Source organism: Puia dinghuensis, from assembly GCF_014642875.1.
Classification (GTDB): Bacteria; Bacteroidota; Bacteroidia; order Chitinophagales; family Chitinophagaceae; genus Puia; species Puia dinghuensis.
This window is the reverse complement of sequence record NZ_BMJC01000007.1, coordinates 19,609-44,900: the sequence shown is the minus strand read 5'-3', so window position 1 is coordinate 44,900 and position 25,292 is coordinate 19,609. Positions and strand designations below refer to the sequence as shown.

Here is a 25,292-nt window from a genome sequence, read left to right as displayed (position 1 = left end):
GGCGGGCGGCTCCTTCTATATTCGGACTTCGGGGTTAGTGGTTCTTTCACCGGCGCAATCTGCCGGCCGGCTCTCCTACTTCTTCTCCTTCGGATAATTCATCAGGATCATGTCGGTCCGCCGGTTAAGCGCCATTCCTTCCGGCGTATCGTTTGGCACCAGCGGCTTCGTCTTACCATAGCCTTTATACTCCATGCGATCGGGCGAGATGCCTTTGAACACAAGGTAATTATACACGGCCCGGGCCCGGCGTTCGGAAAGTCTCATCTCTCGCGCGTCGGGACCTTCACTATCGGTATACCCTTCGATACGCAGCCGCAGCGTAGAGTCTTCCTGTAAGATATCCACCACGCGATCGAGCTCCCCATACGACACCATTTCTATAGTGGCCTTCGCCCGAACAAAGAATATCCTGTCTGCCGCATGTTTCACCGTCTTGACATATTCGTCCTTTATCGCCGGACAGCCATAATTGCTCGCCACGCCTTTCACCAGCGGACATCTGTCGCTGTCGTCGTTGACACCATCGCTATCACTATCCGGTGCGGGACAGCCCTGGAAATTGGGCGAACCCTTCACATGGGGGCATTTGTCCTTGTAGTTGGGTACGCCGTCGCCGTCATCGTCGGGGCAGCCGATGAGCTTTATCGGTCCGGCGCTGTCGGGGCATTCATCCTTGGCATCGACGACACCGTCACCATCGCGATCGTTGGTCATGCTCTTGCCGTTGGCGGCAGTGTCGGACAGCTTCGGCTGATCTTTGGTCTTACGGTGTTGGAAGATGGGTATCGTCAGGCCCACATGCGCGTCGGCGCTCTGAATACGGTTCTTCAGCATACTGGACAAAATGGAGCCGCTACCGGCAAATACCGGTCCTAGACGGATACCCGCACCCCAGTTGAGCTGGCCGTTGACGCTGTAAGATACCGGCGAATAGATGCTCACCCATTTCTTTTCGAGTCGCGGCGTAGCCGTAAACGTCGTCACATAGTTCGGGGTCACGGGGTTGCTGGTAGAGAGCATGTTCAGCAGTACATCACCATTTATATAAAGGCGTTTGAATATCTCGTAGTCTACGTTGAAGTGGATGGCCGTAGGCAGGCTTACGTTTGCCGATGGCGCCGCAGCTTTTACGACGACGAGGCCGGCAGCTTTCAGCCGGGTGAAATACGCGCTGAGCGATTCGCCATTCTGTTTCTGAAACTCCGCGGCATTATGTCCCGTAGCCGTTATCGTATATTGCTGGCTGTTGGGGGAGTTGGCAAAGTTGACCGAACCGATGTCGGTGACGGAGAGACCCAGCCGCAGTTTGGCCGTGTTGGGGTCTTTGCTGCTTTTCAGCTCGTATACAAAACCTATATCGAGGCCAAGGCCATGACCGCTTCGTTTGTTCACGATATCGGAGAGACTCGCGCCGTTGCCCACCTGGTCGAGGTTGCCGGAATATTGAGCGGTGACGTCGGCCTGGATATTCGCGATGAAGTTGCCCGGCTGGAGATTGAGCACCAGCGGACCGGATGAGAGACTCCCATAGGCAAGGCCTATGACATATTTACCCGTTATGCCGAGCTTTATCTCTGCGCGATCGTCTTTGAACAATACGCGGCCGTAGGAGATGCCCGCTTCTGCAAAGGCAGCGGTCTTCACCTGGAAGCTGCGGTTGACGATGTTGGTGTTGTAGAAGTTGGGGTTGGCGTCACCGAGCAGCTGAAACAGCGGGTTGCCAAGATTGTATTCATTACCGATGACCCGGACGCGTGTCAGTAACCCGAGGGCATCCTTTCGCGTAAGGTTGATCGTTGCCGAGGGTCCCAGGATATCGAGGTTGGTATAGAGATATTTGTCAGCCGTGTTGTTGGCCTTGTAGTATCCGCTGCCGGCGGCGAGATGGGAGAATTTCAGGCTGAGAAGGCGGCTGCGGTCCATCTCGTACATGTTGTTGCCTCCGAGGGCGCTGATGGAGAATATGTTGACGTTCACCTTATACCTGCTGTCAGCAAGCGTGCCGGGGTTGAGGATCAACGCATTGACGCCCGCATAATTATCGTAGCCATACCCGATGAAGGATTGGGAAGAAGCAGTCAGCCCGAAGAAGGTGGTCAATAAGAGGAAATACGTACTCTTCTTGATCATAGTAACGGTTCTTGGTTTTTGGAATAGGAATTTTGGACCGGATTTCTCCTGTGGATAACGGAAACTTACGAGGAATATTGCAACTGGCTTGAATTACAGGGATAACCCCTAGATGGTAGTGGCTGTTGTTGGAGCGCTGCTGCATGATTTTCTCCGCCGCTGAGTCGCCGCTCACCTCCGCTTGCCGCCGCCTCCGAGTCACCGCGAGCCATCGCCGCTGAGACGCCGCTTACCTGCTGCCCGGCCGGCCGAGCGTATCCACGTCCATGTTCTTGTTGATCTCCACCTTCTCGATGCTCACCTTGGCCCCCAATTCATGAACGGTGATGGAGTACGGCAGGATATAACCACCTGGCCCTTTTTTGTAGTCCGAGTAGTCGAAGGTCACGGTGCCGTCGCCACTGTCGTTCCAGCCTTTGATCATGGCGCCGCAGCTCGTAAATCCGCCACCCTTACGGGTCTCGCGCAGGACGTACCAGGTATTCTGGTCGATGGAGTAGGTGATGGAGTGATTGGAAGGACAATAAACTTTCACCACATAACAGGGTTGCCCGTAGATGGTGTCGGTCCCCAGGCGTTCGAGCTTGAAGCCCTTGGCACTATAGTCCGCCAGCGGTCCGGCGGGATCGATTTCGACCCTCAGGGCTTTCAGGTCTTCGGTGGGGATGGGTTTGAATTCGCCGCCGGTGCGTGGGCCGGCAGACCAGCCCTTTCCGGGGGTAGCGATGACGACGATATGATCTTCGCCAAATTGCAGTTCCTGACGATAGAGGCGATCGTATACTTTCCAGCTTTTCGCATGAATTTCGAGGCCGCTGGGTAGAATGGCTACTCCTTCCATGTAGATGGAGTTGAGACCCTGGAGCTTTTCTTTTCCGCCGAGGGCTTCGACATGGTGGGCGATGATGGCTTCCGCAGATTCGGGAGATCGGGGTTGGAGGGCAATTGTCGCCGGTTCGGGGCTCGAGGGTTGGGCTCCCGCGGGGCAAACCGAGGATAAGATTAACAGCGCAAATGCAATCGAGATAAGGATACGAAACATATGGTCGTGTTTAAGAGCTCTTCAATATCCTAAATATAACGTTATTTGCACCCAAATATTCGTTAAATAGATGAAAATCCACGGGCAATTAGTAGATATTGAAGCGCAAAAGATCAATCCGGTCGAAATCGTGATCGAATCCGGTATTATTCGTTCGGTCACCCCCCTGGCGGAAGCGGTCACTCCCCTGGAGCAAGCGATCACCCCCCTGGCGGAAGCGGGCGCCCCCGGCCAATCCCCCGCGGAAGGCGCCGGCCCCTACATCCTCCCCGGCTTCATCGACGCGCATGTCCACATCGAATCCTCGCTGCTCATCCCCGCGGAATTTGCGCGCCTCGCCGTCGTTCATGGCACCATCGCCACCGTCAGCGATCCGCATGAGATAGCCAATGTCTGCGGATTGCCCGGCGTCGAATTCATGATCGCCAATGGACAAACCGTTCCCTTTTATTTTTATTTCGGCGCCCCCAGCTGCGTTCCGGCCACCCGCTTCGAGACAGCGGGCGCCACCCTCGATGCCGCTGCCGTTACAAAGCTCCTCGAGGACCCCGCGATCAAATACCTCAGTGAGATGATGAACTTCCCCGGTGTCCTGAACAAAGACCCGGAGGTGATGGAAAAGATCGCCGCCGCTCACCGGCTAGGCAAGCCCGTGGACGGTCATGCACCAGGACTGCGCGGGGAGCAGGCAAGACAGTATATAGCGGCGGGCATCTCCACCGATCATGAATGTTTTACTGCGGAGGAAGCCCTGGACAAATTGCAGGCCGGGATGAAGATCCTCATCCGCGAAGGCAGTGCCGCCAGAAACTTCGACGCGCTTATCGGGCTCTTGAACGACTGGCCGCAGCAGATGATGTTCTGCAGCGACGACAAGCACCCCGACAATTTATTAGCAGGCCATATCGATCGCCTCTGTGCCCGGGCCGTCGCCGCCGGCGTTCCGCTCTTCAACGTCTTGCGCGCCGCCTGTCTCAACCCGGTGGAGCACTACCGTCTCGACACGGGTCTGCTGCGTCCCGGCGATGCCGCCGACTTCATCCTCGTCGAAGACCTGCAAAACTTCCGCGTTCTCGAGACGTATATCAAGGGGCAGCTCGTCGCGCGCGACGGCCAAACCCGAATCGCGTCCACCCAGCCGGCCCCCGCGGCGACTCCGGCCCCCACGGCCCCCACTGCGGCAGCAACCCCCGGCAGCCCCGCCCCCGGAGCCCCCGCGGGAAGCACCCCCATCAACAACTTCAAAGCAACACCCCGCATCCCCGCCGACTTCGCCTATCCGCTCGACAAATGGGGGGAGCAGGAGAATGTCGAGCAGGTCTATTGCATCGAAGCCCTCGACGGGCAGCTCATCACCAACAAGCTCGTCATCCCTGTCGCCGACACCCTTCCCCGGGAGGGCAGGCTCCACGCCAATCCCGCCAAAGACATCCTCAAGATCGTCGTCGTCAATCGCTATCAGCCGGCGCCCGTCGCCAAATCCTTTATAAAGAATTTCGGCCTCAAGCGTGGCGCCATTGCCGCTTCGGTTGCCCATGACAGTCACAACATCGTAGCCATCGGCGTCGATGACGAAAGCCTCTGCCTCGCCGTCAACCTCATCATCGCGCAGAAAGGCGGCCTCGCCTGTATCGATCCCGGCGCGCCTGCTTCCGCGCCTGCTTCCGGCCCCGGGGTCCCCGCCGAACTCATCCTCCCCCTTCCCGTCGCGGGCCTCATGAGCACCGACGACGGCTACCGCGTCGCCGCCGCCTACACCGCCATCGACCAAATGGCAAAAAATCTAGGCTCCACCCTCGGAGCCCCGTTCATGACCCTCTCCTTCATGGCGCTGCTGGTGATCCCGCACTTGAAACTTGGGGATATGGGGCTGTTCGATGGGGATAAGTTCGCGCTGCTTTGAGCCATATTGCGGCCTAGAGGGGCCACAACAAAAAATCGCGCAATTACTATCTTCATAGTTGCCTATGAAGTGTATTCTGCTGTTGGCCGTAACAGGTCGGTTTTGGCTCTTCTTACTGTAGGTTCTCGCTGTGTTCCAAATGTCCTTGCTGTGTTCGTTATTATTTATACCGCCTGGGTTCGCTTACCCATGGTTGTGACCCTCCATTACCTTGGCGCCAACATTCTATTGCCTTCCCTTATGCAATCAATATTATCAAAACATTAATACACCATTATTATATAGTTAAATTTCGTCCCTTCTGCGTTACAATATCAACCCACTTAGTATGAACAAGACATCCTGGCCGGAAGTGATATTGGAAGCCCTAAAGAAACCATGGGCTCTCTACCTGATATCAGGGTTGATAGTAGTTATTCTCGCGGCTGCCGGCGGGTTGTCGGTTGCCAGGCTATCCATTGACGACCCAACATGGCGCTGGCGCCTGTTTATTCCGGGACTCATCCTGCTCGCGGTTGCGATCATCATCGTTTTATTTCGCAGTAAACCGGCTGAGGTCTCCCCAAAAAAGATCAAACGAAAATATAAACCCATCAACGTGGACCTTGAACCCGGGTTCGTCCAATCGACCTTTTCGATCACGCTTTCATTTAAAAATCATCCCCCCGAATCCCGCATCTATGCCGTAGAATTCAATCCGCGAACGAATGAACACTGGCCAAGAGGCTCTTTTGTCATCAATCCGGAGAACAACACCGGAAAATTGACCATCACCTGTGGTAAGGACGATAACATACCAAGGACCATCATCATCGCCTATATAGGCGACAATAGTATGAAAATGGTCGACCAGCATAATTTCTGCGTTAGGCACGGAGGTACGGTCGGCATCCTCAACTTTTGCAGCGACTTTATCTCATTGGAAAAGATACCTGTGTTGCGATGGGGGCCTGCGGCATGCGCCTAGTTCAGCTACTGCAAATGACACAAACGGGTTTTCCTGCTGCCCGCTTTTTTCGTAACTTACCGCAAACAAAGACAATCCGCCTCCATGCCCGGCAAAGCAGCCATCCTCCTCGTACTGATCCTTATATCCCTCGGCGCCCCCGCATGCCAGTCCGTGGCGTCGCAAACCGTCCCTGACCAAACCGGCCTGCAGCAAGCCGCCCAAACCCGCGAGCCCCGCACCGGCGGCCAAGGCCTGCAGCAAACCACCCATGACATAAGCCCGGCCAGCCCCGACCCCATCGTCGACTCCATCCGCGTCCTCTGTCTCTACGGCTCCATCCCCGCAAAAGGCTTTGAGGGAAAAGAACCCATGTACGGAGGATACAACTTCATCAACCGCATAACCAAATTGCACGGCGGCCACGCCTGCGTCGAATACGCTCCGGACAAGGCGCTGAGCTTCCAGCCCCAGCGGCATTCCAGCATCACCCATGCGGGACACCTCACCAATCGCAGCAACCCGAAGAATTTCAATTCCTGCTTTCGCATCTACACCGAATACCGTGCCTGGACCGTCCTTGGCAATTATTACAACAACATCGACAGCCTCCGCCGCGCCACCTTCGTCATCCCCGTCACCGCCGTGCAGAAACAGCGCCTCGACAGCATCGCCCGGGTCTATGTCCATCAAACTCCGTACGACTACTCTTTCCTCGGCATGCGCTGCGCCTCCTCTTCCTACGAAGTGCTGGAAGCCGCCGGCATCGTATCGGAATACAAACATGACTTCTGGTACAATGTCTTCACCACCCGCCGCCTTCGCTACCTGCTTTATAAGGAATATCTCCGCAACAAGGACAAAGGCTGGCGCCTCTACACCTGCAAGGGATCACTATCAAGGCAGTGGGAGACAGATCAAGACAACTGGACGCATTATTAGTGCAGTCTCGCAGTAATGCCACACCGAAGGTGGCGATAAATTTTCCAACAGAAAGGTATCCACTTCGATAGTTGAAGTGTCTTTAACGATATGCCCTACGCGCTGCAAAAGCCGCAGCCAAACATATTATCTGCATATATAATATAACCATTATCGCACCAGTCCTCTGCATGGACGCCATTAGCCGATTCTCTTCTCCGCAAGGCCCGGACGATCCCCACGATCAACCGGGCTCTTTTTTAGCCCGCGCATCCCGCGCCTCCTTCCCCCCTTCCACTCCCACATTTTCCGTACCTTACCCCTTACAAAACCGACCGGCCGTATGCCCACCATCCACACCAAACTCGCCTTCCGGCAACTCACAAAAAACAGAACCTTTACCCTCCTTAATATCCTTGGCCTCACGCTCGGGCTCGCCACCTTCCTGCTCATCGTCCTCTATGTCACCGACGAACTCGGCTTCGATCGCTTCAACACCAACGCCGATCGCATTGTCCGGCTCAACACCGACATATACTCCGATGGCAAGCTCTCGCAGATGGCCGACGCCGCTCCACCCGTGGCGCCAACCCTTATCCGCGACTATCCCGAAGTAGAAGCCGCAGCCCGCTGCCTCCCTGAAAACGGGATTCGTTTCCGGCTGGGCAGCCAGGACGTCACCGAAAACCACGTCGCCACCGTCGACCCGGCCTTCTTCTCCATCTTCACCCTCCCCGCCCTCGATGGCGACGCCGCAAAAGGCCTGCAGCAACCCCGAACGGCCGTCCTCACCGCAACCGCCGCGCAGCGCTATTTCAACACTACCCATGCTGTCGGCCGCACGCTGACCCGGCTCGACGACACCCTCCGATACAAAGTAGTCGCAGTCATCGCCGATCTCCCCGCGCAGGCCAGCTTCCACTACGACATCTTCCTGTCCATCATCGGCAACGGAATGGAAAATAACAACAGCTTCTTTGCCATTGTCCCCATGGCCACTTTTGTACTGCTAAAACCCGGCGCCAACCGGGCCGCCTTCGACAAACATCTGTCGACCCTCATGCGTCACTATGCCGATCAATATGCCGCCATAGAAGACGACAACAAAGGCAACTTCTATATCCACATCAACGAGATCCCGCTGACGGATATCCATCTCCGCTCTCACCGGACCGATGAACTCGCCACGGGCAGCGACAGCCAATACGTCTATATCTTCTCCGCCATCGCCGTCTTCGTACTCCTCATCGCCGGCATCAATTTCATGAACCTCTCTACAGCCCGATCTGCCAACCGCGCCCGCGAAGTAGGCGTCCGCAAGGTGCTCGGCTCCGCCCGTGGACAGCTCATCGGGCAATTCCTAATTGAATCTCTCCTGCTCACGGCTGCCGCCGCCCTCATCGCGATAAGCCTCGTCTGGCTTGTCCTGCCCTGGTTCAATGATCTAACGGGAAAGAACATCGCCCTCGACGCAGCAACCCTCCGTTGGCTCCTCCCCGCGCTGGCCGGCATCATCGTGACGCTTGGCGGCTTCTCCGGCGCCTATCCTGCTTTCTTTCTCTCTGCCTTCCGCCCCGTTCAGGTACTGAAAGGCCGGCTCGCGCTTGGCGGTAAAGGTGGCGGTCTGCGCAGCGCCCTCGTCGTCGGGCAGTTCACTGTATCTATATTTCTCATCGTCGGAACGCTGGCTGTCTACCGGCAACTCCACTTCATCCAACACCGGGACCCCGGTTTCGATCGCTCCCAGGTACTCATCATCAAAGACATCGATGGCATCGCCAACCCTGCTGTGCTCAAACAGCAGATGCTCCGGCTGCCCGGCGTCTCGGCTGCCACCCTCACTGATTTTCTCCCCGCCGTCGGCAACCGCTGGCACAACTGGGGCAACGTCAAAGGCAACCCACGAGGCATGCAGACCGAACTTTGGGTAGTCGATGAGGACTACATTCCCACGATGGGGATGCATGTCGTCGGGGGGCGTAATTTCTCGCACGCGATGTCAACGGACTCCAACGCTATTATAATTAATGAAACCGCCGCCCGGAAGTTCGGCATCGAAAAAGACCCGCTCGGCAAGATCATTCACTACGAGTCCTATTGGCATCATCCAGCCGATTTTACCGTCATCGGCATCATCAGGGATTTCAACTTCACCTCTATCCGCAGCGCCATCACGCCTCTCGTCCTCGTTGATCGCCCGGGTGACAACTCGGCGGGTCTCAACATCCGCATGGCCGCCGATCATATCCCTGACGTTCTTGCCCGCGTGAAAGCCACCTGGTCTGCCTTCGCGCCACAAAAACCCTTTCATTATTCGTTCCTCGACGAAGACTTCGACAGTCTCTACCGGGCCGAACAGCGTATGGGCAGTGTCGTTATCGTCCTCACTACGCTAGCCATTTTCATAGCCTGCCTCGGATTGTTCGGCCTCGCCGCCTACGGCGCCGAACAACGTGCAAAGGAAATCGGCATCCGAAAGATCCTCGGCGCCGGCATCCCCTCCATCATCACCCTCTTATCCAAGGACTTTGCCCGGCTCATCGCCCTGGCCATCGTCATAGCCACTCCCCTCGCCTGGTGGTCCATGCACCGCTGGCTTGACAACTTCGCCTATCGAACGACCCTGTCCCCCTGGCTCTTCGCCGCCGCCGCGGGAATCGTTATAAGCATCGCCGCGCTGACCACCCTCTTCCAATCGCTAAAAGCCGCTGTCGTCAATCCGGTCGACGCTTTGCGTAGCGAATGAGCCGCCGCCCCGGCCCGTCGCCGTATCGATTGGCTTAATCGATCAACCCTCGTTCCATTTCTTCAATTGTAGGTAGTTGTGTTTTCAACTCATCAGGAATAATTTCAGATAATTCGAAAGCGCCCACCCCAATAGGCTTATTCATGTCTCGAAGAGCATATTCGACTTCAATTTTATCTTTTGTCCTACACAGCAAAATTCCAATGGAGGGGCAATCTGTAGGGTGCCTCAATTGTGTATCTACAGCTGATAAATAAAAGTTTAATTTACCAGCGTATTCCGGCCTAAATTTGCCGGCCTTCAACTCGATGACAACATAGCATCGTAAATGCAGATGATAAAAGAGTAGATCAAGGTAATAATCATTATAACTTATTTCCAATTTATATTGTCTACCAACAAATGCAAACCCTTTTCCGAGTTCCAGCATAAAATCAGTTATTTTCTGTGTTAAAGCTTGCTCAATCTCCCTTTCCTGAGCATCTTCTTCCAAGCCAAGAAAATCAAAGTGGTAAGGATCCTTAATGCTCTCGGCGGCTAGATCGGATTGAGGTTTAGGCAGCGTTAATTCGAAATTATGGTCAGCTTTCCCAAGTCTCAGATGATAACTGCTTTTAATATTGGCTTCAAGAGCATCTCGCGACCATCCATTTTTATAGGTAGCTTTCGCGTACAATATCGCTAATTCAATATCCTTTATTTTAGAGATAAGAAGCCTTTGATATGACCAAGGCAATTGTGCCACAGGCTGTGGCACAAATTCAAATCGCTGTGAAAAGAACAGGTACCATTGCCTAATAGAATATAGGTTTCTTCTCGAAAAGCCATTTATTTTGGGAAAATTCGCCTTTAAATCAGCAGAAAGCTGTTCCAGAAAATTATCCCCCCATTTAAACTCAGCTTCTCTGGCTAATATCTCTTTCCCCAGATCCCAGTAAAGTTCAATTAGAACGGCATTGAAATTGGCCGCAGCCCTTAACTGTGCTTGTTGAACTTTCCGTTTGATTTCGGCAAACCACTCCTTATAACCATTCTTCATAAAATCGCCTTCATGGCCTTTTTGAATATTAAAATTACTAAATATTATATCAAAATAAACTAATTATATTAGTATATTGCTAAATAAAAAAGGAACTCCATCGAGTCCCTTTTAAATATCTTTTTTGTCACCGGCGCAATCCACCACTCGCACCTCCGGCGCAATCCTGCGTGCCGCCCCATCTATTTCTTCCGCACCGCGCGATCGGGCGCAACGGACTGGATACCCTTTATCTTCACCTGCCCAAGCGTCAGTGATCCGCTATCCCCCGTGATCGTCCCTGTCAGCTGCATCACGCGGCGGACGCGAATCCCCATCCCCTCCAGCGATCGCGCGATCTCCCGGATATTCGGCTTTTGCCCTTCTTCGACTTTGGCAATAAAATTCATACGGTAAAATTACATCAAATCCGTTACCTGGGCGTTCCCCTTCGGGTCGGGCTCTTCGCTGTAGTCCTCGGCCGCGCTAACGCGCGGCCTCCGGGCTGCCGCTGCGATCCCTAACGCAAATACACCAAACCCACCCCCACTGCCGACGCCGGCAACGTCAACCGCTGCGCCTGCTGTACAAGCCGCGCCCAGATCTCCCACGCGCTCGCCTCCGGATACTGCTCCCACAACAACGCCGCCATCCCCGCAACAAAAGGCGCCGCCATCGACGTGCCCGATTCGATAACATATCCACCTCCGGCACGCGCACTCAGAATAGCATCCCCCGGCGCGGCAATATCTACCTGCCCCGCTGCACCCGTTCCCCCGCACGAAAACTCCGCCACCTTCATCGCCACCGTAAGCGCCCCCACCGCCACGATCGATGGGCAGTTGGCGGGATGATTCACCGGCGCCATACGTCCACGCTTGCTCTCATTCCCCGTGGCGCCAATGAGCAGACAACGATGCGCCATCACCGTCTGCGCCACCTGCTCCCACAAAGCAGAATACCCCGCTTCCGGTTCCGCACCAAAGGACATTGAGATCACCCGGCAGCCCTTCTCCAACGCCCACTCGATACCCGCCAGCGCAAGTCCGTCCGAGCCTTCGCCCGCATCATCCAATATTTTCCCGATGTATAATCGCGACTCCGGCGCTACCCCATAACGCGCACCCGCCTTCCCTTTACGCCCGCCGCCCGCGACCCCGGCGCAATGCGTACCATGACCGTCTTTATCGATCGCCTGTCGGCCCACAAATGATTTACGATGTATCGTTCGGCCGGCAAAGTCGGGATGGGTAAAATCAAAACCCGTGTCCAGAACGGCGATTCGTACCCCCTTGCCCGTGAAGCCGCTCTGCAGCACATTCACCGCCTGGATGCCCCAGGTAGCGACGCGGCTGTCGGCGAAAGGAAGTCCTCCGCCCGATCGCGAAGGTCCCTGTCTCCCCGCTCCTGACGAGCCCGACCCGCCGGCTGGCAGCTTATGAATGGCACGCTCCTGCTCGATCACCAGGAAAGGGCTATTGCGCCCCGCAGCCATTTTTCGCACCCTATCCGCCGATGAGGCTTCGACAACAGCGACGCGCAACCGCTCCAACACAAACCCATGCACCTCCTTCATCACGGCTGGAATATCCACCTTCGCATCGAACCTAACCAGCAACCTCCCCGTATATCGCACCGGCGACTGCTTTATTTTTGCACCCCGAGGTACTTCGACAATTTTTTTTGCCATAGGGCTGCAAGATATCCGATTTTCCCCTCAACTTTGCAGACCGCCATAACCAAAACCTTGCTACTATGAAAACAGACCAATACCTCTATTATGCCGACCTCCGTTTCGTTGATTTCGAATTTGAAAGTGTTGGCCCCAAAGGAAGCATTCGAAAAATAGCCGGTTTCACCTTCATCCGTCCCAATCTATACTCCTTTGGCTTTGGCGACCTGGATGAGCATACAGGAGATATCATCGATACTGTCACCAGCAATAATGGCGATGGTTCAAAAGTGTTGAATACGGTAGCAGGCATCGTTCATGAATTCACTCTGGTTTTTCATGAGGCCACCATATATATAGTGGGCTCAACTCCTTCCCGAACACGTTGGTACCAAATGAATATAAATGCGTATTGGCAGGAAATATCCATTTTGTTCGAGATCTATGGATACTCTAACGATGGTTGGGAGCCCTTTCAGAAAGGCGTCAATTATTTAGCTTTCATGGGACGGCGTCGGGACAATTATGTTACGGATGCCGATCCCTTTCAATAACTTTGTAAGGAATCTTTTTTTCAGTAAATTTACTCTTATGACACCCGAAGAAGAACAACTTAAACAAGAGGCAATAGCCAAGACAAACGCCATTATCAGCGATCGCGTCGGCAACTACCAGAATCATCCTTTCTTCGTGAAAATGGCCGAAAGAGCCAAGGCGTTTATCGAAGCCCATGGGCTGCCGAAAGAAATTGAGGAAAGGATGCGCAAGGACTGACCTCCCAACACCCACTGCTCCACATCACGCCCTATCTACGCCCTCCGACTTTCCAACCAACGCCTCCAAATACGCATATTGCCCATGCTGCTGCGCCAGCACACGCGAGAACAGGTTCTCGTCGAGTAAATCGCGGACAGAATGAATGATGAAATCCGGCGCATATCCAAACTGCGCCAGATCGCTCTCCTGCGTCACACCCGAAAGCGTCAGCACCGTCGTGAACCCCATGGACCCCGCGCCGAGGATGTCGGTACCCATCGTATCACCGATCATGATCGTCTCGTCGGTCGACAGTCCCAGTATCTTTCGCGCCATCCGCATCATCACCGGACTGGGCTTGCCCACACTAAAGGCCTGGCGGCCCGTCGCAAACTCCAGCATCGCTACAAAGGCCCCGCAACCGGCGCGGTATTTACCGCCAGCCACCGGGCAGTTGGGGTCAAGGTTCGTCGCGATCAGCTTCGCTCCGCCCAGGATCATATTGATCGCCTTATCCACCGATTCCAGCATGATCGTCCGGCCTTCGCCGATGATCACATAGTCGGGATGATCGTCGACAATGGAATACCCGATATTGTGCAATTCGGTGAGCAGACCGCCTTCGCCGATGACATAGGCCGTACCGTTCTCCTTGCGCGACGCCAAATAGCGCGCCGTAGCCATCGCACAGGTGAAGATGTCTTCGTCGGTGACGTTAAAGCCCATCTTGCGCAGCTTATAGCACACGTCCCGGTTGGTGCGCTGGCTGTTATTCGTTAAAAAAAGGAAGGGATACCCCTTGTCCCGCAGGCGATTGATAAACTCTACGGCGCCGGGAATCGGCTCACTGCCTTTGTAAATAACTCCATCCATGTCGATGAGGAAGCCTTTCTTTTCCATAGTTGTCTGATTTTTAAGAATGAACAATACTATGGCTCGCAACATTACATGCAGCAAGAAACGAGAGACGATAAATAATAGGCAAGAAAAAGAAGACGGGCAAGAAGATGCGCAAATATACGCTTTTTACAAGAAAAAAACGTGCCAACCTCATATATTATTGTGCAGAACAACAGCTTAAAGAATGGCATCATATTTGACCATGATGTCGCAACTCTAGATCTATCCGTTTCTTATGAAAACTAAAACAATTCTCGCTGCTCTGCCACTCCTTCTCATTTTGGCCGGTTGTAAAAAAAGTAACAGTAAAGCACCCTCCCTCGGGCCGATAAATTACAATGATTACGCAAACGGAGGTGTTCACCTGGATATCGTGAATTCCGACCCGACCGACTACAACGACGATCAGCTGTATGTTGGGGTGATAGGAGCAACCACCGGCGCCAACTCCCAAAGTGCCTACATCGACATGAAGACGGGAAAGACGGTGCTTCTGAACAATCTCAGCGCCCTGCCCCAGGTGGCTAATCCAAACAACCCATCGGACGGCGGGAAATTCATCGTCATCGCGACAAAGATCTCCGATATGCCGGTTGATCCCGCAACAGGTCATCATTCTATCCCGCTTCCCTTTATTCAGAGTGGGCGGATCCTGCTTTCGATTGGCAAGCCCCTCTATTACTATATTAATCCCGGAGGCGCCAGCCTGGGTGCGCCGATCAAGAGCACCAACCCCACCGACGCGAACTATGGAACCGTTTTTGATTTTATGGAATTCACTTATTATTCCACCGGCAGCGGTGCGCGGGTCTTTGCCAATACATCCCGGGTCGATGAATACGCCCTTTCCATGGGCTTCGAACTCAACGCACTTCAAGGAACGAAGGGAACCATACAAAGGGCGGGAGAACTCATGAACTATAAAAACACCATCCAGGCTTTTCTGAATTTTAATAAGCCGGCCGACTACAACCAGTGCTACAGGACATTTTTCCAGGACATCGTAAATCCGGGCGGCATGACGGACGCATCGGGTAAACAAATATTTACCCAAACGGCTTCTTACCAGCATTTTCAAACCTATATCGATAGCATCTGGCAGAATTATAAAAGCAGAGATCTGCTGATCGTCTTAGGCAGCGCCAACGTTGGCAGTACTGATTCGAATCTTGTTATCCGGGGAAGGGTAGACAACAACAACGTTTTCAATTTCACTCAAACCCAAACGGTAAATGGAAAGGCCGTGGTGACTGGAGGAACCTTGCCCATCAAACCTACGACATCAGACGTATTAGGAGGCAACGCCGGTACCGGCGCCTTTAATAATTCTTCTTTGAATGGAACACCAGGTCACGAGCTGGATAATGCCCTGCGGGTGGCATTTGTAGCAGCCTTAAACCGGCACAGCATCGTCACCGATGCCGCGGTAGGGCAGATCCAATACCCGGACGACGTGTCGAAATTCTACAAAAAAGATCCTTACAATTATTATGCGGCATTCTGGCACGCTCCGGGTGTGTCATATCATGGCTTGCAATATGCATTTTCTTATGACGACGACGCCAACCAGTCTTCGACCATCGTGGGAGATAATCCGGCATATTGCACGCTGTATTTTGGGCCGGTTCCCAATAACTAGTGCGGCTCACTCGCTACGCAACGCCTTAACCGGATTGCGCACCGCGGCCCGCAAAGTCTGAAAACTTATCGCCGCGGCGGTCACCAGCAGCGTCGCCAGCAACGCCCCTGCAAACACCCACCAGGCCAGCGATGCGCGATAGGCAAAATCCTGCAACCACCGATGCATCAGCAGTCCCGCCACCGGAGCGGCGATCAAAAAGGCGAGGCCGCTAAGCCGCAGAAAGTCCTTCGACAACAGCATCGAGATGTCGCCAATGGACGCGCCCAACACTTTACGGATGCCCACCTCCTTCGTCTTCGACTCGATCATAAAGGACAAAAGTCCGATGAGACCCAGCACATTTATGGCAATAGACATCCCCATGAACAGCTCGAACAACGCTTGCGTCCGCCGCTCTTCGGCATACTGCGCCGCCACCGCCTCATCGAGAAACGACGTCTCGAACAGCTCATGCGGATACACGGCCTTGAACGCCTTCCCCACCTCCGCCAGCGTCGCGCTGGAATACCCATTCCGCAACCGCATACCCACCGTATAATAGAGGTAAGGAAACGGCACCATCACCACCGGCATGATCGCGTCATGCATCGACGCCACATGATAATCCTTCACCACCCCGACCACCGGAGCCGATATTTCGTTGATCCCAATCCGCACATAACGGCCGATCGCATCCTCCGGCCGCCGGAATCCCAGCTTGCGCGTTGCCGTTTCATTCAACACCAATGTATATTTCTTCAGCGAATCCGGCCCATCGCCCTCCACTGCCCGTTCATCCGTCGCATCGAACCAGCGGCCCGCTACCAGCTGCAGACCGTAGGTAGAAAGATACCGTTCGTCCGCAGGCTTTACCGCCACATCGTATTCTTTGGTTGGGAATTGTTCGCGCAGGTTGAAACCCGTTCCCACATGATTGTTGGAGATGGGCGCCGATATCGAGAAGCTCACCTCCGCTATCCCCGCAACGTCACCCAGCCGGCTGCGGAAAGCCTTCATCTCCTTTGGATGGTTGTTGGGAAGCGCGATGTCCACCACGAGGTCTTTATTGAAGCCCATCGGCGCCTCGCGGATATAAGCCATCTGCCGGGCTACGACGATAGCGCCGATGATGAGTATCTGGGCCGTCACAAACTGGAACACCACCAGCCCCCGCCGAAGGTTCAACACGGAAGCTCCCGGCGTGAACACTTTACTCTTCAACGCCGTCACCGGCCGGAAGCCCGACAGCACAAACGCCGGATACACGCCCGCGAGCAGCGATACCACCACCCACAACGCCAGCAGGAAGCCGCCGCTCGTCCAGTTGAGCCAGTCCAGGGGTATCTGCTTTTCGAGGAAACCGTTCATCAGCGGCAGGAAGAACCGTACGCTCAGCGCCGTCGCGACGATCGCTATCCCCGTCAGCAGCAACGATTCAGTCAGCAATTGACGGATCAGCTGCCGCCGCGTCGCGCCCAGGGTCTTGCGGATGCCCACTTCCTTCGACTGGCGGATAGCCAGCGCGGTGGAGAGGTTGGTATAGTTGATACAGGCGGCCAGCATCAGGAACAGCCCGATCGCCCCCACGAGATACAGGTAATTGGGCGAGATCGTATAACCCGGATTGCTCGAGGCAAAACGGGTATCGTAGTGTATCGCCCTGATCGATTGCAACAGGTAGTGCGTACTCCGGCGATCTTCCTTATCGAGATGCTCCTGTATCAGCCCGGCCAGGATGCTTTCGGTGGGCGCCACGTCCTGCGGCGAGAGCAATGCGACATAGGTATATCCGCTGGCAGTGAGGCTCCATTGATCGATGTTGAAGCCCCCGATGAAGTCAGCAGTAAAACTCCGGTAGGAGATCAGAAGATGATAAGGGAGATGCGTGTTACCCGGCGCATCACCCACCACGGCTGCCACTTCGAGATCGAGCTTGCCGCCGACCTTGATCCGTTTGCCAATGACGGCATCGAATCCTTCGCCCCCTTCGCGTCCCCCACGGCCGGGATTCCCAAAATACCGACGCGCCGTCGACTCGGGCAATACACAGAACCCCGGCTCGGCAAACGCGCGCGCCAGGCTGCCAGCCTTCACCGCCAGAGGCCATAGCTTCGGAAAAACGGAGTCGGCAAACACCACCTTCGTCTCTTTCAACACCTGGTCGCCGATGAGGACTGAGGTCTCCCGATCGCAGCTGATCTGTGCTACGCGGCCCCCTTCCGGCAACCTCGTACGTAAGGCTGCGGCCAGCGGATAAGGCGTCACCGCTTCGAAAGTCGTCCCCTTCTCATTGGTGACCTGGCTCACCACGCGGTAGATCCGGGCGCCCCCAGTCGCGGTGCTACGGTCGAACCCCGACTCATAAAAAATAAGCAGCGCGATCAGCACACAAGCCGTCACGCTGATATAAAGCCCGAAGAAGTTGAGCGCGAAGAATCCCTTATTTTTCCGCAGCCGCCGCCAGGCCGTTCTCAGGTAGTTGGTTATCATGCTCTATCCTGCACACACAAAATGCCAATCCCCATACCCTTGGTGCTGAGCCCCTTACACCCCATCCCCGCCCCGCCGATGTCCGTTTTCGATACACCCGCCGTCCGTTTTACTCCTTCACCACCTTCACGGTCTCCCTCACCTGCCCCCCATCCGATCGCCCTGCCTCCGCCTGCCCAAAAACAAAAAAGCCGCCGAGCGAACCGACGGCTTACAGTATTATCAAAAGCGAAATTATTTCAGTGGAATTATTTCAGCGTAATTAATTCCGCGTTCATCTTTCGCTTTATTTTCCTGACCCGGGAAACAGGAACCTCCAACATTGCGGCGATCTTCACCGTCGAAAATTTCGTGTTGGTCAGCAATGACCGAACGGCTTTTTCGAAGCCCTCCTTTAAGCCTTTCTCGTGCCCTTCCTCGACGCCTTCCTCGTGCCTTATTTCCCCCCAACATTCAAAGTACCCCATAGTATTCTTTTTTTTAAAAATTTCATCCGTTTGTTGAATAAATTTATGATTCATCTCCGGTGATTCAAACACCACATAATTATGTAAAAAGATCATCATCGCCCTTGTTTTCCTCCTCCCGTATACCGCCATTCTCTCCTTGATCAGTCTTGCCACCAATACCTTATGCTCATATAGTGCATTTTCCCATTCCACCTTCGTGTCTTTGACCCGCAGCAGCACCTCCTTTGCCACCATCAGCACCGTCGCAAAAGGGTTCAGGCTCGTCTGTAACACTTCATCCGGATAATCCGTAATGCACAAGGTCTTATACTCATATCGCGCCCGCATCCATAAACATCGATCTTCATACGCCGCCGGCATTTTCTTCCCGTCCCTACCCGAAAATACGGCGATCGCCGCCACCGGCTGCTCATATTTGCTAAGCAACCTGATGAAATACTCAAACATCCGCCGCGCAAAATCCCCGTCCTTATTCCCCTGAACCTCCACATGCAATAACATCCAGCTTTCAGCCCCATCCCGCAGGTAGGCCTTTACCAACTTATCCACTACCCGCGTATTCGAAGGCTTGTCTGGCTGCGGATCCATTTCTACCAACTCCTTATCCAGGAATTCGAATCCACGTTGCAGGTCCAGGTACTTTTCAATATCCGGTTCGACGAAAAGCAGCAAGTCCTTTATCACTACCTCGAGAATACCCTTCCACAGCTTATCATACTTCGGTCTCATAAGGCTTCATTAACCATCGAAAATTCCTTCCGCATCCATAAAAAGACGATCGGAAGAAAAAGTCAGTCGCAAAAAAAAGTCAGTCGTAAGAAAAAGACAATCGCATCGAACGAATTCCGTTCGATCAATAGCGAGTGCTGGAAAAAAGCAAGTGGATTAGATAAGAAGTGGTAGGTAAATAGCCGAACAAAGATATGAAATTCCCAAAGACAAAAAAAAATTTTACTCCTTCACCACCTTCACGGTCGCACGAAGCTGCGCGCCGTCCACGGTGAGGAGATAGATGCCGGCGACAAGGTGCGCCATCTCCGGCAACAGAAAAGTATTTTCCCCCGCACCCAATAGCTGGCGGCCCACCCAGAGAGTCTTGCCCGACATATCCGCCAGCCGCAAGCTCACCATGCCCGCCGCCGCAGCCACCACCCGGATCGTACAGGCGCCGCGCACAGGATTACCCAACACCTGCACCACACTACCCTCACCCGCCGCCAAATGCACCACCACGATCGTACTATAAGCAAAAGTCCCATCCAAATTCACCATCCGCAGCCGGTAGTAGTCGTTACCCGCCGCCGGATCAGCTTGAAAAAACTGATACGCCGCGACATCTCGCGGCGCCACCGACCCGATCTTCGCATATCCCACTCCATCGACCGATGTCTCCACCTCGTAGCTCGCCAGGCCTGTCTCCACGCCCACCTTCCACGTCAGCAGGACCCCGCCTGCCTGCGGCATCCCGCCGAAGCTTTCCAGCACCACCGGCAGCGGAATACCGACACCCGCCGGCCCCGATGCATAGAAGCCGCTGAAGCCCGTCACGGGAAAGCTCACCGCCCAGAAATTATTTGTCGCGTCCCAAACTACATTAGTCGCCCCGGGATTGATCAGTACCGTCGCCGGTCCCGATCCTGCCCAGCCGCTGTAGCCGCCCGGCGCCGTACCCGTTCCATGAAACTGCGTGATCGTAAGATTCGCCTTTCCCACGGCATCGGCAGGCCCTGTAGGCAGCATATTGGCGGCGCCGCTGACCAACGCATTGTACGCATTGAACTCGCTTTGCAGATAGTACAGCGTCACCATGGCCGTCGCGGTAGAGGCCCCCGCAACCGGCTGGATATCGTAATGCCTGGTCAGGTATTGATTACCGTTATACGTTCGTACCGACGCATCCATCGTCACGCTGGCATTCACCGTGCCGCTCACCGGCTGGGCGCCCGACGGGGCGACGTAGCAGATGCGGTTGCAGCTCGCGTCCGTGATCACCGGGTCATTCGTGCCCACTGTCACCGATCCGGATGTCGATGTGGTCCCCGGTGTCGGGGCGGTCTCCGTGACTTGCACCCGCGCAACCACGTCTGTCGAAGTCACGCTGTCTACAATGGGCTGCACCGTGGCGGTGCCCGCCGTTCCATTCCCGTAAAACGTCGCCGTAGCCACACCGCTGCTCTGCATCGTAGCCTGCGCGCCGGAGATCGACCCCAGCGTGGCGCTAAAGCTCACCGGCACTCCCGCCAGCGCCCCCAGGTTGGAAGCGGAAACAAGGGCGGATGCGCTGTTCGTCAGAAAACCCGCCGTCACCGTCACGCCTGTACCACTCCCGCCACAGACCGTTGTAGCACTGACATTACTGGTGAGGCGCAGCCATGGACTGGACGTCAGAACCCCCGAGCCACCACTGCCAACCACGGCCACATGCGGATCGCCGGCGGCCACCGGTCCTCCATTGATGCCCCACCAGTTATTCGTGACATCCACATTCCCGCTGGCGCTGTTCATCACCACGTCGGGAATGCTGTGCGCCGTATTTGCATAAAACCGGTTGTAATTGATAAAGGCCGTATTCCCCGCCGCAAAACCATTGGCGATGACAATAGCGCCGGCCTCCGAGGTACTCCCCAACGCCTTATTATTCACAAACGTATTTTGCGTCATCGACACCGTAGACGTAGTCCCACCCAGTGTCCCCTGGATCTCGATGTCGATCGCGCCTCCCGCATAAGGCCCCCCGGAGGTTGTATTACCACAGGTATTACCGCTAAACGTACAATTGCTGATGGAAAGGCTACCTGACAGGTTGGTGACCGTGGTCCCGACGGTGACGCTATTGGGCATAAAATAATGCAACGCGCCCCCGTTACCTTTGGGGTTGGTATTGTTGCTAAAGGTGCAGCCGCTCACCGTCAGATCGCCTCCGCCCTCCATCGCCACCGCCCCGCCAAGGGAAGCCTTGTTGGAAGAATTGGATGTAAAGACACAGTTGACCAGGCTCATCGTATTCAATGGACCGCCACAAAGGATCGCCCCGCCCCCAAACGCATCAGACGTCAGCACCCCGCCGGTAAAAGTGATCCCCTGGATGGACACGCTCACGTTGAACACCTTTCCCGTCGTGTTGATGAGGAAGATGCGGTCTTGTTTGGTGGTGCTCATCTGTATCGTCGTCGATGCCGGTCCGGCCCCGGCGATGGTGAGGGTCCCGGCCTGGCTCCCGAACTTGATCTCCCCCAGGGTGAGAACATATGTTCCCGCCGCCAGGTTGATCGTGTTGATGCCTCCCGCGGCATCCGCGGCAGCAATGGCGCCACGCAGCTGGTTCGTGGCGGTGCCGTCCGTGGTGGAGGTGACGTTGTACACGTTGGCGCTTGCCAGCATGGGAAAGAGCAAGCAGAGGCAAATCAGACGTACCATAGATTAAGTATTACTCTCATCGGGCAAATTGTCCTGCATCGCAATACAAAAATTGACGCCCTGAAAAGGCATCAGGTTATTGTGATACATATTCCCACCCACCGGCTGGATGACATTAGCCATCGCCAACGTAGTGGAACCATTGTCGGAATAGAAATTCGGTATCGGCCGCTCCTGTCCCGCAGCAGCCCATACTTCACCCGCCGGGTTGCTGGCGGTGCCTGTATCCGCCGCCTGCGCCGGATGAGTATGCGCAGGCAGTTCGCTCATGATCAAGGTCACGAACGGCTCGCCACCCGTCTGACCGATAGTCCGCGGGGACAAACCTTTACCAGTACCCCAATTCATGGCGGCAGCCCCGGCCAGGTTAGGGAGCATGAAGACGTTGCCGCTGCCGCCAAAATTCTTCCCCAACACGGAATAAAGACCGGGGTTTTGTCTTACCTGTATCACCTGACCGTTGCAAGTACTCCATCCATTCGGCGCGAAATTGCAGGCGAACATTCTAATCTCTCCTATGTATGCCATATAGCTATTTTTAAATAGTGTGCTTCACAGCAGCCTCACAGGAGGCCGCTTCCGGCGGCAGCCGCTTCCGGCGACAGCATCCCTCGGCGATAGCCGCCTCACAGGAGGCCGCTATCCGCGCGAAAATCCGTGTGTCGGAAATATTCCCTGCAGCGCAATACAGATCGTCAGCACCAGGTAGGGCGACCGGTTCTCGTGCGGCAGATTATTGCCCGCCGGCAGCAAGGCGCTCACCGACATGGCCTGGTTCCCCAGCGGTCCATAGGGCGTAGCACCCGTGTCGGAAGCCCAGTAGTTGTCATCGGGGGTGTTAGCATCCGGCGGGAAGGAACTGGCGGCCGCAAAATGCGTGTGGTTCGGAATTTCCGTCAGCTGCAATTGATGCAACTCTTCCCCGCCCGTCATCCCGAGCGCGATGCCGCCGCCGGCATGCATCGGCACCCTCGCCTGGAGATTGGGTAGCCCGAACGTCGTCACACCATCACCTCCGTAGGTCGTTCCCAACAGCGTCCACAACGCCTGGTTCTTGCTGATAAGTAACAGGCTGCCATCACAAACCGCCCACCCTTTGGGCGCGAAGCCAAAACTGAAGATCCGTAGTTCCGATAGATATGCCATAACAGGGTTGATTTTGGATTTCGCCGAAGGCCTATCCTTTTGACGGGTATACTCCTTGTAGCGCGATGATGTAGGACACCACCTGAAAGGGGATCATATTGTCATGCGCGAGGCCGCCGCCTGCGGTGGTGATGGAATCAGGGTTCATGGTAAGATCAGCGGTGCTCACATCGGCGTAGACATTCACTCCGGTGCTGGTACCCCAGGAATTGCCTTCGGGATCATCGCTGCCGCCGGAGGAGGCAGCTATCACCGGGTGGGTATGCGCCGGCATGTTGTCCGGTGTCAGCGTCACCGTCTCGAGACCACCCGAATCCCCAAGGTTGTAGGTACCGCCAAGGCCGTAAGGCACCCGGCCCTGCAGATCGGGAAGGTTGAAATACGTCTGGTCCCCGCCATAGGTATCGCCGATGAGGCTGTATAATTCCGGGTTGTCCGAGGTCGCTATTTGCGCACCGTTGCAGAAGGCCCAGCCCGCAGGCGCCTGGCTGCCGCCGTACATCCTTATCTCGCCGATGTAAATAATATCGTCTGCCATAGTATGTGTCAACGGTTTTCAGACCGTTCGGGCATAAAAATAGCCCGCCTTCCGGCGAGCCAGGGCTCGATGTATGTCAACTACGGGATTTTGTATGTGAGCGTAGGCCTCACCGTGGTGGGCATGTGGCCCCCGTCCCCGGTATCGCGGCATCACGCCAACCCCCACCTTAGGCCCCATCCCCGGCTCCGCGGCATCGCGCCAGCGACACCCGCAACCCAAATTTGCTTTCGGCCATCACGCCAACCCACACCTTAGGCCGCAGCCCGAACCGCCCGAACAGCCGCGCGGGCCGTCCGGTACCGGAAGCGGCCAGTGAGCAGCACACTCAGCGTCAGCAATTGGAAGAATAGACCCCAGGCCAGCACATTGGGTTGCATCAGGTTGAAGCTCCTGATCCCCAGCTGATCGCACAAGAACAGCGCACCCGAAAAGAAAAAGAAACAAAAGGTGATCCCATAGTATATCGCGGCCCGGTTCCGTTGAACCGCCGCGAGGAGCAAGGACCCCATGGTAAAGGTAAGATTGACGCCGATGACACCGGCCCGTCCCCAGTTGATAAGCGGGCTGGCCGTTAGCCGGGCAAGGGGAAACCTGTTCTGCAGCACGATCGTGAACAATACATACAGCAACGAAAGCCCTATCAACCCTGTTCCGATGGAATAGATGCGGGGAGATCTCACGCGTTGCCGGACAAACGCCTGCATCATCCGGATACCCGTGGCCGAACCCAGCAGCAGGAAATTGTACTGCCCCACATGCCGGATCGCCGTATACAACCATTGAGGCAGGATAAGCCCGTCGAGGTTATCCTCCATCAACAGGAAAACAGTGCTCAACAGCACAAACCCGAACGACCATAAATAGAAGCGGTCGCGCAGCGCCGCGAAGAGGATCAGGCTGAAAACGCAGCCGAACACATAGAGCCCAAACAACCAGAACCAATGCCGGTCGAAGACGAACCGCTGTTCGGCCTGCATAAGATCGGCCGTGGGTTGAATATCCAGGAAAAAACTGCGCGTGTCGCTGTGCTCATCTATGGCAAGATAAAGCGCCGTCATCTCCCCGTAAGCCAGCGAAAAGGGAAGGCATAGTGGCCGCGTGGGAAAGCCCCTGCGGCTTGCAATATCCCAGCAAGTGCCGGTGGATACTTTGACAAATCCGATGGGAGTGCTGCGGAAAAGAGTAGCTGCATCCACAAAATCAGGGCAGCTCCACACGAAATGGCTGTTGCCGCTATCGGTATTGACGACGGTCATGCGTACCCAAAGCCGTTGACGGGCGCCGCTCACTTTCAGCGGTTTATGCCAATCGCCGTAGACAAAAGCGCCGCGGCGATATTGTGCGTCGGCCAGCTCTGGCTGCCCCGGCTCATCGAAGGGCTGAAGCCAATAGGTATAGTATTCGGACAGGTGCTCGATGTTGTGCTCCCGGAGATACAGCACAGGCTTGACGGATTGTGCCGCCGCGCTGACGGAAATAACACAGGCTAGGATTGCGGTCAAGGATGTAGGGGTCATGGTTAGTAAGTTACCGAAAACCGGCTTTGCGTAAAATACCTAAAAACACGTAT

20 protein-coding genes are annotated in these 25,292 nt (G+C 55.2%); 7 read left to right on the top strand and 13 right to left on the bottom strand.

From position 1 onward, the window contains the following. Positions 1–75: 75 nt before the first annotated feature. The gene (locus IEY39_RS27330) at positions 76–2,133 is read right to left on the bottom strand and encodes a DUF5723 family protein (protein WP_188937654.1); all 2,058 of its coding nucleotides are present in this window, start codon (positions 2,131–2,133) and stop codon (positions 76–78) included. 229 nt (positions 2,134–2,362) lie between these two features. After that, positions 2,363–3,175, bottom strand: coding sequence for a LolA-like protein (locus IEY39_RS27325; RefSeq protein ID WP_188937652.1), 813 nt, complete (start codon positions 3,173–3,175; stop codon positions 2,363–2,365). 70 nt (positions 3,176–3,245) lie between these two features. Between IEY39_RS27325 and IEY39_RS27320 the strand changes: the two genes are divergently transcribed. The 4 genes from IEY39_RS27320 to IEY39_RS27305 all read left to right on the top strand — a co-directional run bounded on the left by IEY39_RS27320 (position 3,246) and on the right by IEY39_RS27305 (position 9,691). Then, positions 3,246–5,078, top strand: coding sequence for an adenine deaminase (locus IEY39_RS27320; protein WP_188937650.1), 1,833 nt, complete (start codon positions 3,246–3,248; stop codon positions 5,076–5,078). A gap of 328 nt (positions 5,079–5,406) precedes the next feature. Then, a complete protein-coding gene (locus IEY39_RS27315) occupies positions 5,407–6,045 on the top strand; it encodes a hypothetical protein (protein ID WP_188937649.1) in 639 nt (212 codons plus the stop codon). An 84-nt stretch (positions 6,046–6,129) separates the two neighbouring features. Next, the gene (locus tag IEY39_RS27310) at positions 6,130–6,966 is read left to right on the top strand and encodes a hypothetical protein (RefSeq protein WP_188937647.1); all 837 of its coding nucleotides are present in this window, start codon (positions 6,130–6,132) and stop codon (positions 6,964–6,966) included. A gap of 322 nt (positions 6,967–7,288) precedes the next feature. Then, positions 7,289–9,691 carry an ABC transporter permease gene (locus IEY39_RS27305; RefSeq protein ID WP_188937646.1) on the top strand — a complete coding sequence of 801 codons (2,403 nt, stop codon included), beginning with the start codon at positions 7,289–7,291 and terminating at the stop codon, positions 9,689–9,691. A gap of 34 nt (positions 9,692–9,725) precedes the next feature. Here the strand turns inward: IEY39_RS27305 and IEY39_RS27300 are convergent, their stop codons facing one another. The 3 genes from IEY39_RS27300 to IEY39_RS27290 all read right to left on the bottom strand — a co-directional run bounded on the left by IEY39_RS27300 (position 9,726) and on the right by IEY39_RS27290 (position 12,399). Further along, positions 9,726–10,730, bottom strand: a complete 1,005-nt coding sequence (locus IEY39_RS27300; protein ID WP_188937643.1) for a PDDEXK nuclease domain-containing protein — start codon at positions 10,728–10,730, stop codon at positions 9,726–9,728. Between the two features lie 182 nt (positions 10,731–10,912). After that, positions 10,913–11,119 carry a hypothetical protein gene (locus IEY39_RS27295; RefSeq protein WP_188937639.1) on the bottom strand — a complete coding sequence of 69 codons (207 nt, stop codon included), beginning with the start codon at positions 11,117–11,119 and terminating at the stop codon, positions 10,913–10,915. A gap of 110 nt (positions 11,120–11,229) precedes the next feature. Next, positions 11,230–12,399: a S8 family peptidase gene (locus IEY39_RS27290; RefSeq protein WP_188937637.1), complete on the bottom strand. Its 1,170-nt coding sequence runs from the start codon at positions 12,397–12,399 to the stop codon at positions 11,230–11,232. A 65-nt stretch (positions 12,400–12,464) separates the two neighbouring features. Between IEY39_RS27290 and IEY39_RS27285 the strand changes: the two genes are divergently transcribed. Next, positions 12,465–12,935: a DUF6934 family protein gene (locus tag IEY39_RS27285; protein ID WP_188937636.1), complete on the top strand. Its 471-nt coding sequence runs from the start codon at positions 12,465–12,467 to the stop codon at positions 12,933–12,935. A gap of 37 nt (positions 12,936–12,972) precedes the next feature. Next, the gene (locus tag IEY39_RS27280) at positions 12,973–13,155 is read left to right on the top strand and encodes a hypothetical protein (protein ID WP_188937634.1); all 183 of its coding nucleotides are present in this window, start codon (positions 12,973–12,975) and stop codon (positions 13,153–13,155) included. A gap of 24 nt (positions 13,156–13,179) precedes the next feature. Here the strand turns inward: IEY39_RS27280 and IEY39_RS27275 are convergent, their stop codons facing one another. After that, complete coding sequence (locus IEY39_RS27275; protein WP_188937633.1) at positions 13,180–14,037, bottom strand: HAD-IIA family hydrolase; 858 nt, start codon at positions 14,035–14,037, stop codon at positions 13,180–13,182. Positions 14,038–14,272: 235 nt separating this feature from the next. Here IEY39_RS27275 and IEY39_RS27270 point away from each other — a divergent pair, with 235 nt between their 5' ends. Next, positions 14,273–15,676: a beta-1,3-glucanase family protein gene (locus IEY39_RS27270; RefSeq protein ID WP_188937631.1), complete on the top strand. Its 1,404-nt coding sequence runs from the start codon at positions 14,273–14,275 to the stop codon at positions 15,674–15,676. Between the two features lie 6 nt (positions 15,677–15,682). Here the strand turns inward: IEY39_RS27270 and IEY39_RS27265 are convergent, their stop codons facing one another. The 7 genes from IEY39_RS27265 to IEY39_RS27235 form a co-directional block, all read right to left on the bottom strand. Beyond that, on the bottom strand, positions 15,683–18,148 hold the full coding sequence (locus tag IEY39_RS27265; protein WP_188937629.1) for an ABC transporter permease: 2,466 nt from the start codon (positions 18,146–18,148) through the stop codon (positions 15,683–15,685). 248 nt (positions 18,149–18,396) lie between these two features. After that, complete coding sequence (locus IEY39_RS27260) at positions 18,397–19,347, bottom strand: RpnC/YadD family protein (protein ID WP_188937625.1); 951 nt, start codon at positions 19,345–19,347, stop codon at positions 18,397–18,399. A 222-nt stretch (positions 19,348–19,569) separates the two neighbouring features. Next, positions 19,570–22,035 (bottom strand): T9SS type A sorting domain-containing protein, encoded by a 2,466-nt coding sequence (locus tag IEY39_RS27255; RefSeq protein ID WP_188937623.1) that lies wholly within the window; start codon positions 22,033–22,035, stop codon positions 19,570–19,572. A 3-nt stretch (positions 22,036–22,038) separates the two neighbouring features. Beyond that, positions 22,039–22,563 (bottom strand): phage tail protein, encoded by a 525-nt coding sequence (locus IEY39_RS27250; protein WP_188937619.1) that lies wholly within the window; start codon positions 22,561–22,563, stop codon positions 22,039–22,041. 111 nt (positions 22,564–22,674) lie between these two features. After that, entirely contained in the window at positions 22,675–23,181 is a 507-nt protein-coding gene (locus tag IEY39_RS27245; RefSeq protein ID WP_188937614.1) for a phage tail protein, read from the bottom strand. A gap of 31 nt (positions 23,182–23,212) precedes the next feature. Continuing rightward, on the bottom strand, positions 23,213–23,719 hold the full coding sequence (locus tag IEY39_RS27240; protein ID WP_188937612.1) for a phage tail protein: 507 nt from the start codon (positions 23,717–23,719) through the stop codon (positions 23,213–23,215). Between the two features lie 254 nt (positions 23,720–23,973). Further along, a complete protein-coding gene (locus IEY39_RS27235; protein ID WP_188937610.1) occupies positions 23,974–25,239 on the bottom strand; it encodes a 7TM-DISM domain-containing protein in 1,266 nt (421 codons plus the stop codon). Positions 25,240–25,292: the final 53 nt, after the last annotated feature.

Bases quoted from the DNA above. Each gene is read 5' to 3' on its own strand.
- IEY39_RS27330 (WP_188937654.1), bottom strand. From the start codon at position 2,133: ATGATCAAGAAGAGTACGTATTTCCTCTTATTGACCACCTTCTTCGGG.
- IEY39_RS27325 (WP_188937652.1), bottom strand. From the start codon at position 3,175: ATGTTTCGTATCCTTATCTCGATTGCATTTGCGCTGTTAATCTTATCC.
- IEY39_RS27320 (WP_188937650.1), top strand. From the start codon at position 3,246: ATGAAAATCCACGGGCAATTAGTAGATATTGAAGCGCAAAAGATCAAT.
- IEY39_RS27315 (WP_188937649.1), top strand. From the start codon at position 5,407: ATGAACAAGACATCCTGGCCGGAAGTGATATTGGAAGCCCTAAAGAAA.
- IEY39_RS27310 (WP_188937647.1), top strand. From the start codon at position 6,130: ATGCCCGGCAAAGCAGCCATCCTCCTCGTACTGATCCTTATATCCCTC.
- IEY39_RS27305 (WP_188937646.1), top strand. From the start codon at position 7,289: ATGCCCACCATCCACACCAAACTCGCCTTCCGGCAACTCACAAAAAAC.
- IEY39_RS27300 (WP_188937643.1), bottom strand. From the start codon at position 10,730: ATGAAGAATGGTTATAAGGAGTGGTTTGCCGAAATCAAACGGAAAGTT.
- IEY39_RS27295 (WP_188937639.1), bottom strand. From the start codon at position 11,119: ATGAATTTTATTGCCAAAGTCGAAGAAGGGCAAAAGCCGAATATCCGG.
- IEY39_RS27290 (WP_188937637.1), bottom strand. From the start codon at position 12,399: ATGGCAAAAAAAATTGTCGAAGTACCTCGGGGTGCAAAAATAAAGCAG.
- IEY39_RS27285 (WP_188937636.1), top strand. From the start codon at position 12,465: ATGAAAACAGACCAATACCTCTATTATGCCGACCTCCGTTTCGTTGAT.
- IEY39_RS27280 (WP_188937634.1), top strand. From the start codon at position 12,973: ATGACACCCGAAGAAGAACAACTTAAACAAGAGGCAATAGCCAAGACA.
- IEY39_RS27275 (WP_188937633.1), bottom strand. From the start codon at position 14,037: ATGGAAAAGAAAGGCTTCCTCATCGACATGGATGGAGTTATTTACAAA.
- IEY39_RS27270 (WP_188937631.1), top strand. From the start codon at position 14,273: ATGAAAACTAAAACAATTCTCGCTGCTCTGCCACTCCTTCTCATTTTG.
- IEY39_RS27265 (WP_188937629.1), bottom strand. From the start codon at position 18,148: ATGATAACCAACTACCTGAGAACGGCCTGGCGGCGGCTGCGGAAAAAT.
- IEY39_RS27260 (WP_188937625.1), bottom strand. From the start codon at position 19,347: ATGAGACCGAAGTATGATAAGCTGTGGAAGGGTATTCTCGAGGTAGTG.
- IEY39_RS27255 (WP_188937623.1), bottom strand. From the start codon at position 22,035: ATGGTACGTCTGATTTGCCTCTGCTTGCTCTTTCCCATGCTGGCAAGC.
- IEY39_RS27250 (WP_188937619.1), bottom strand. From the start codon at position 22,563: ATGGCATACATAGGAGAGATTAGAATGTTCGCCTGCAATTTCGCGCCG.
- IEY39_RS27245 (WP_188937614.1), bottom strand. From the start codon at position 23,181: ATGGCATATCTATCGGAACTACGGATCTTCAGTTTTGGCTTCGCGCCC.
- IEY39_RS27240 (WP_188937612.1), bottom strand. From the start codon at position 23,719: ATGGCAGACGATATTATTTACATCGGCGAGATAAGGATGTACGGCGGC.
- IEY39_RS27235 (WP_188937610.1), bottom strand. From the start codon at position 25,239: ATGACCCCTACATCCTTGACCGCAATCCTAGCCTGTGTTATTTCCGTC.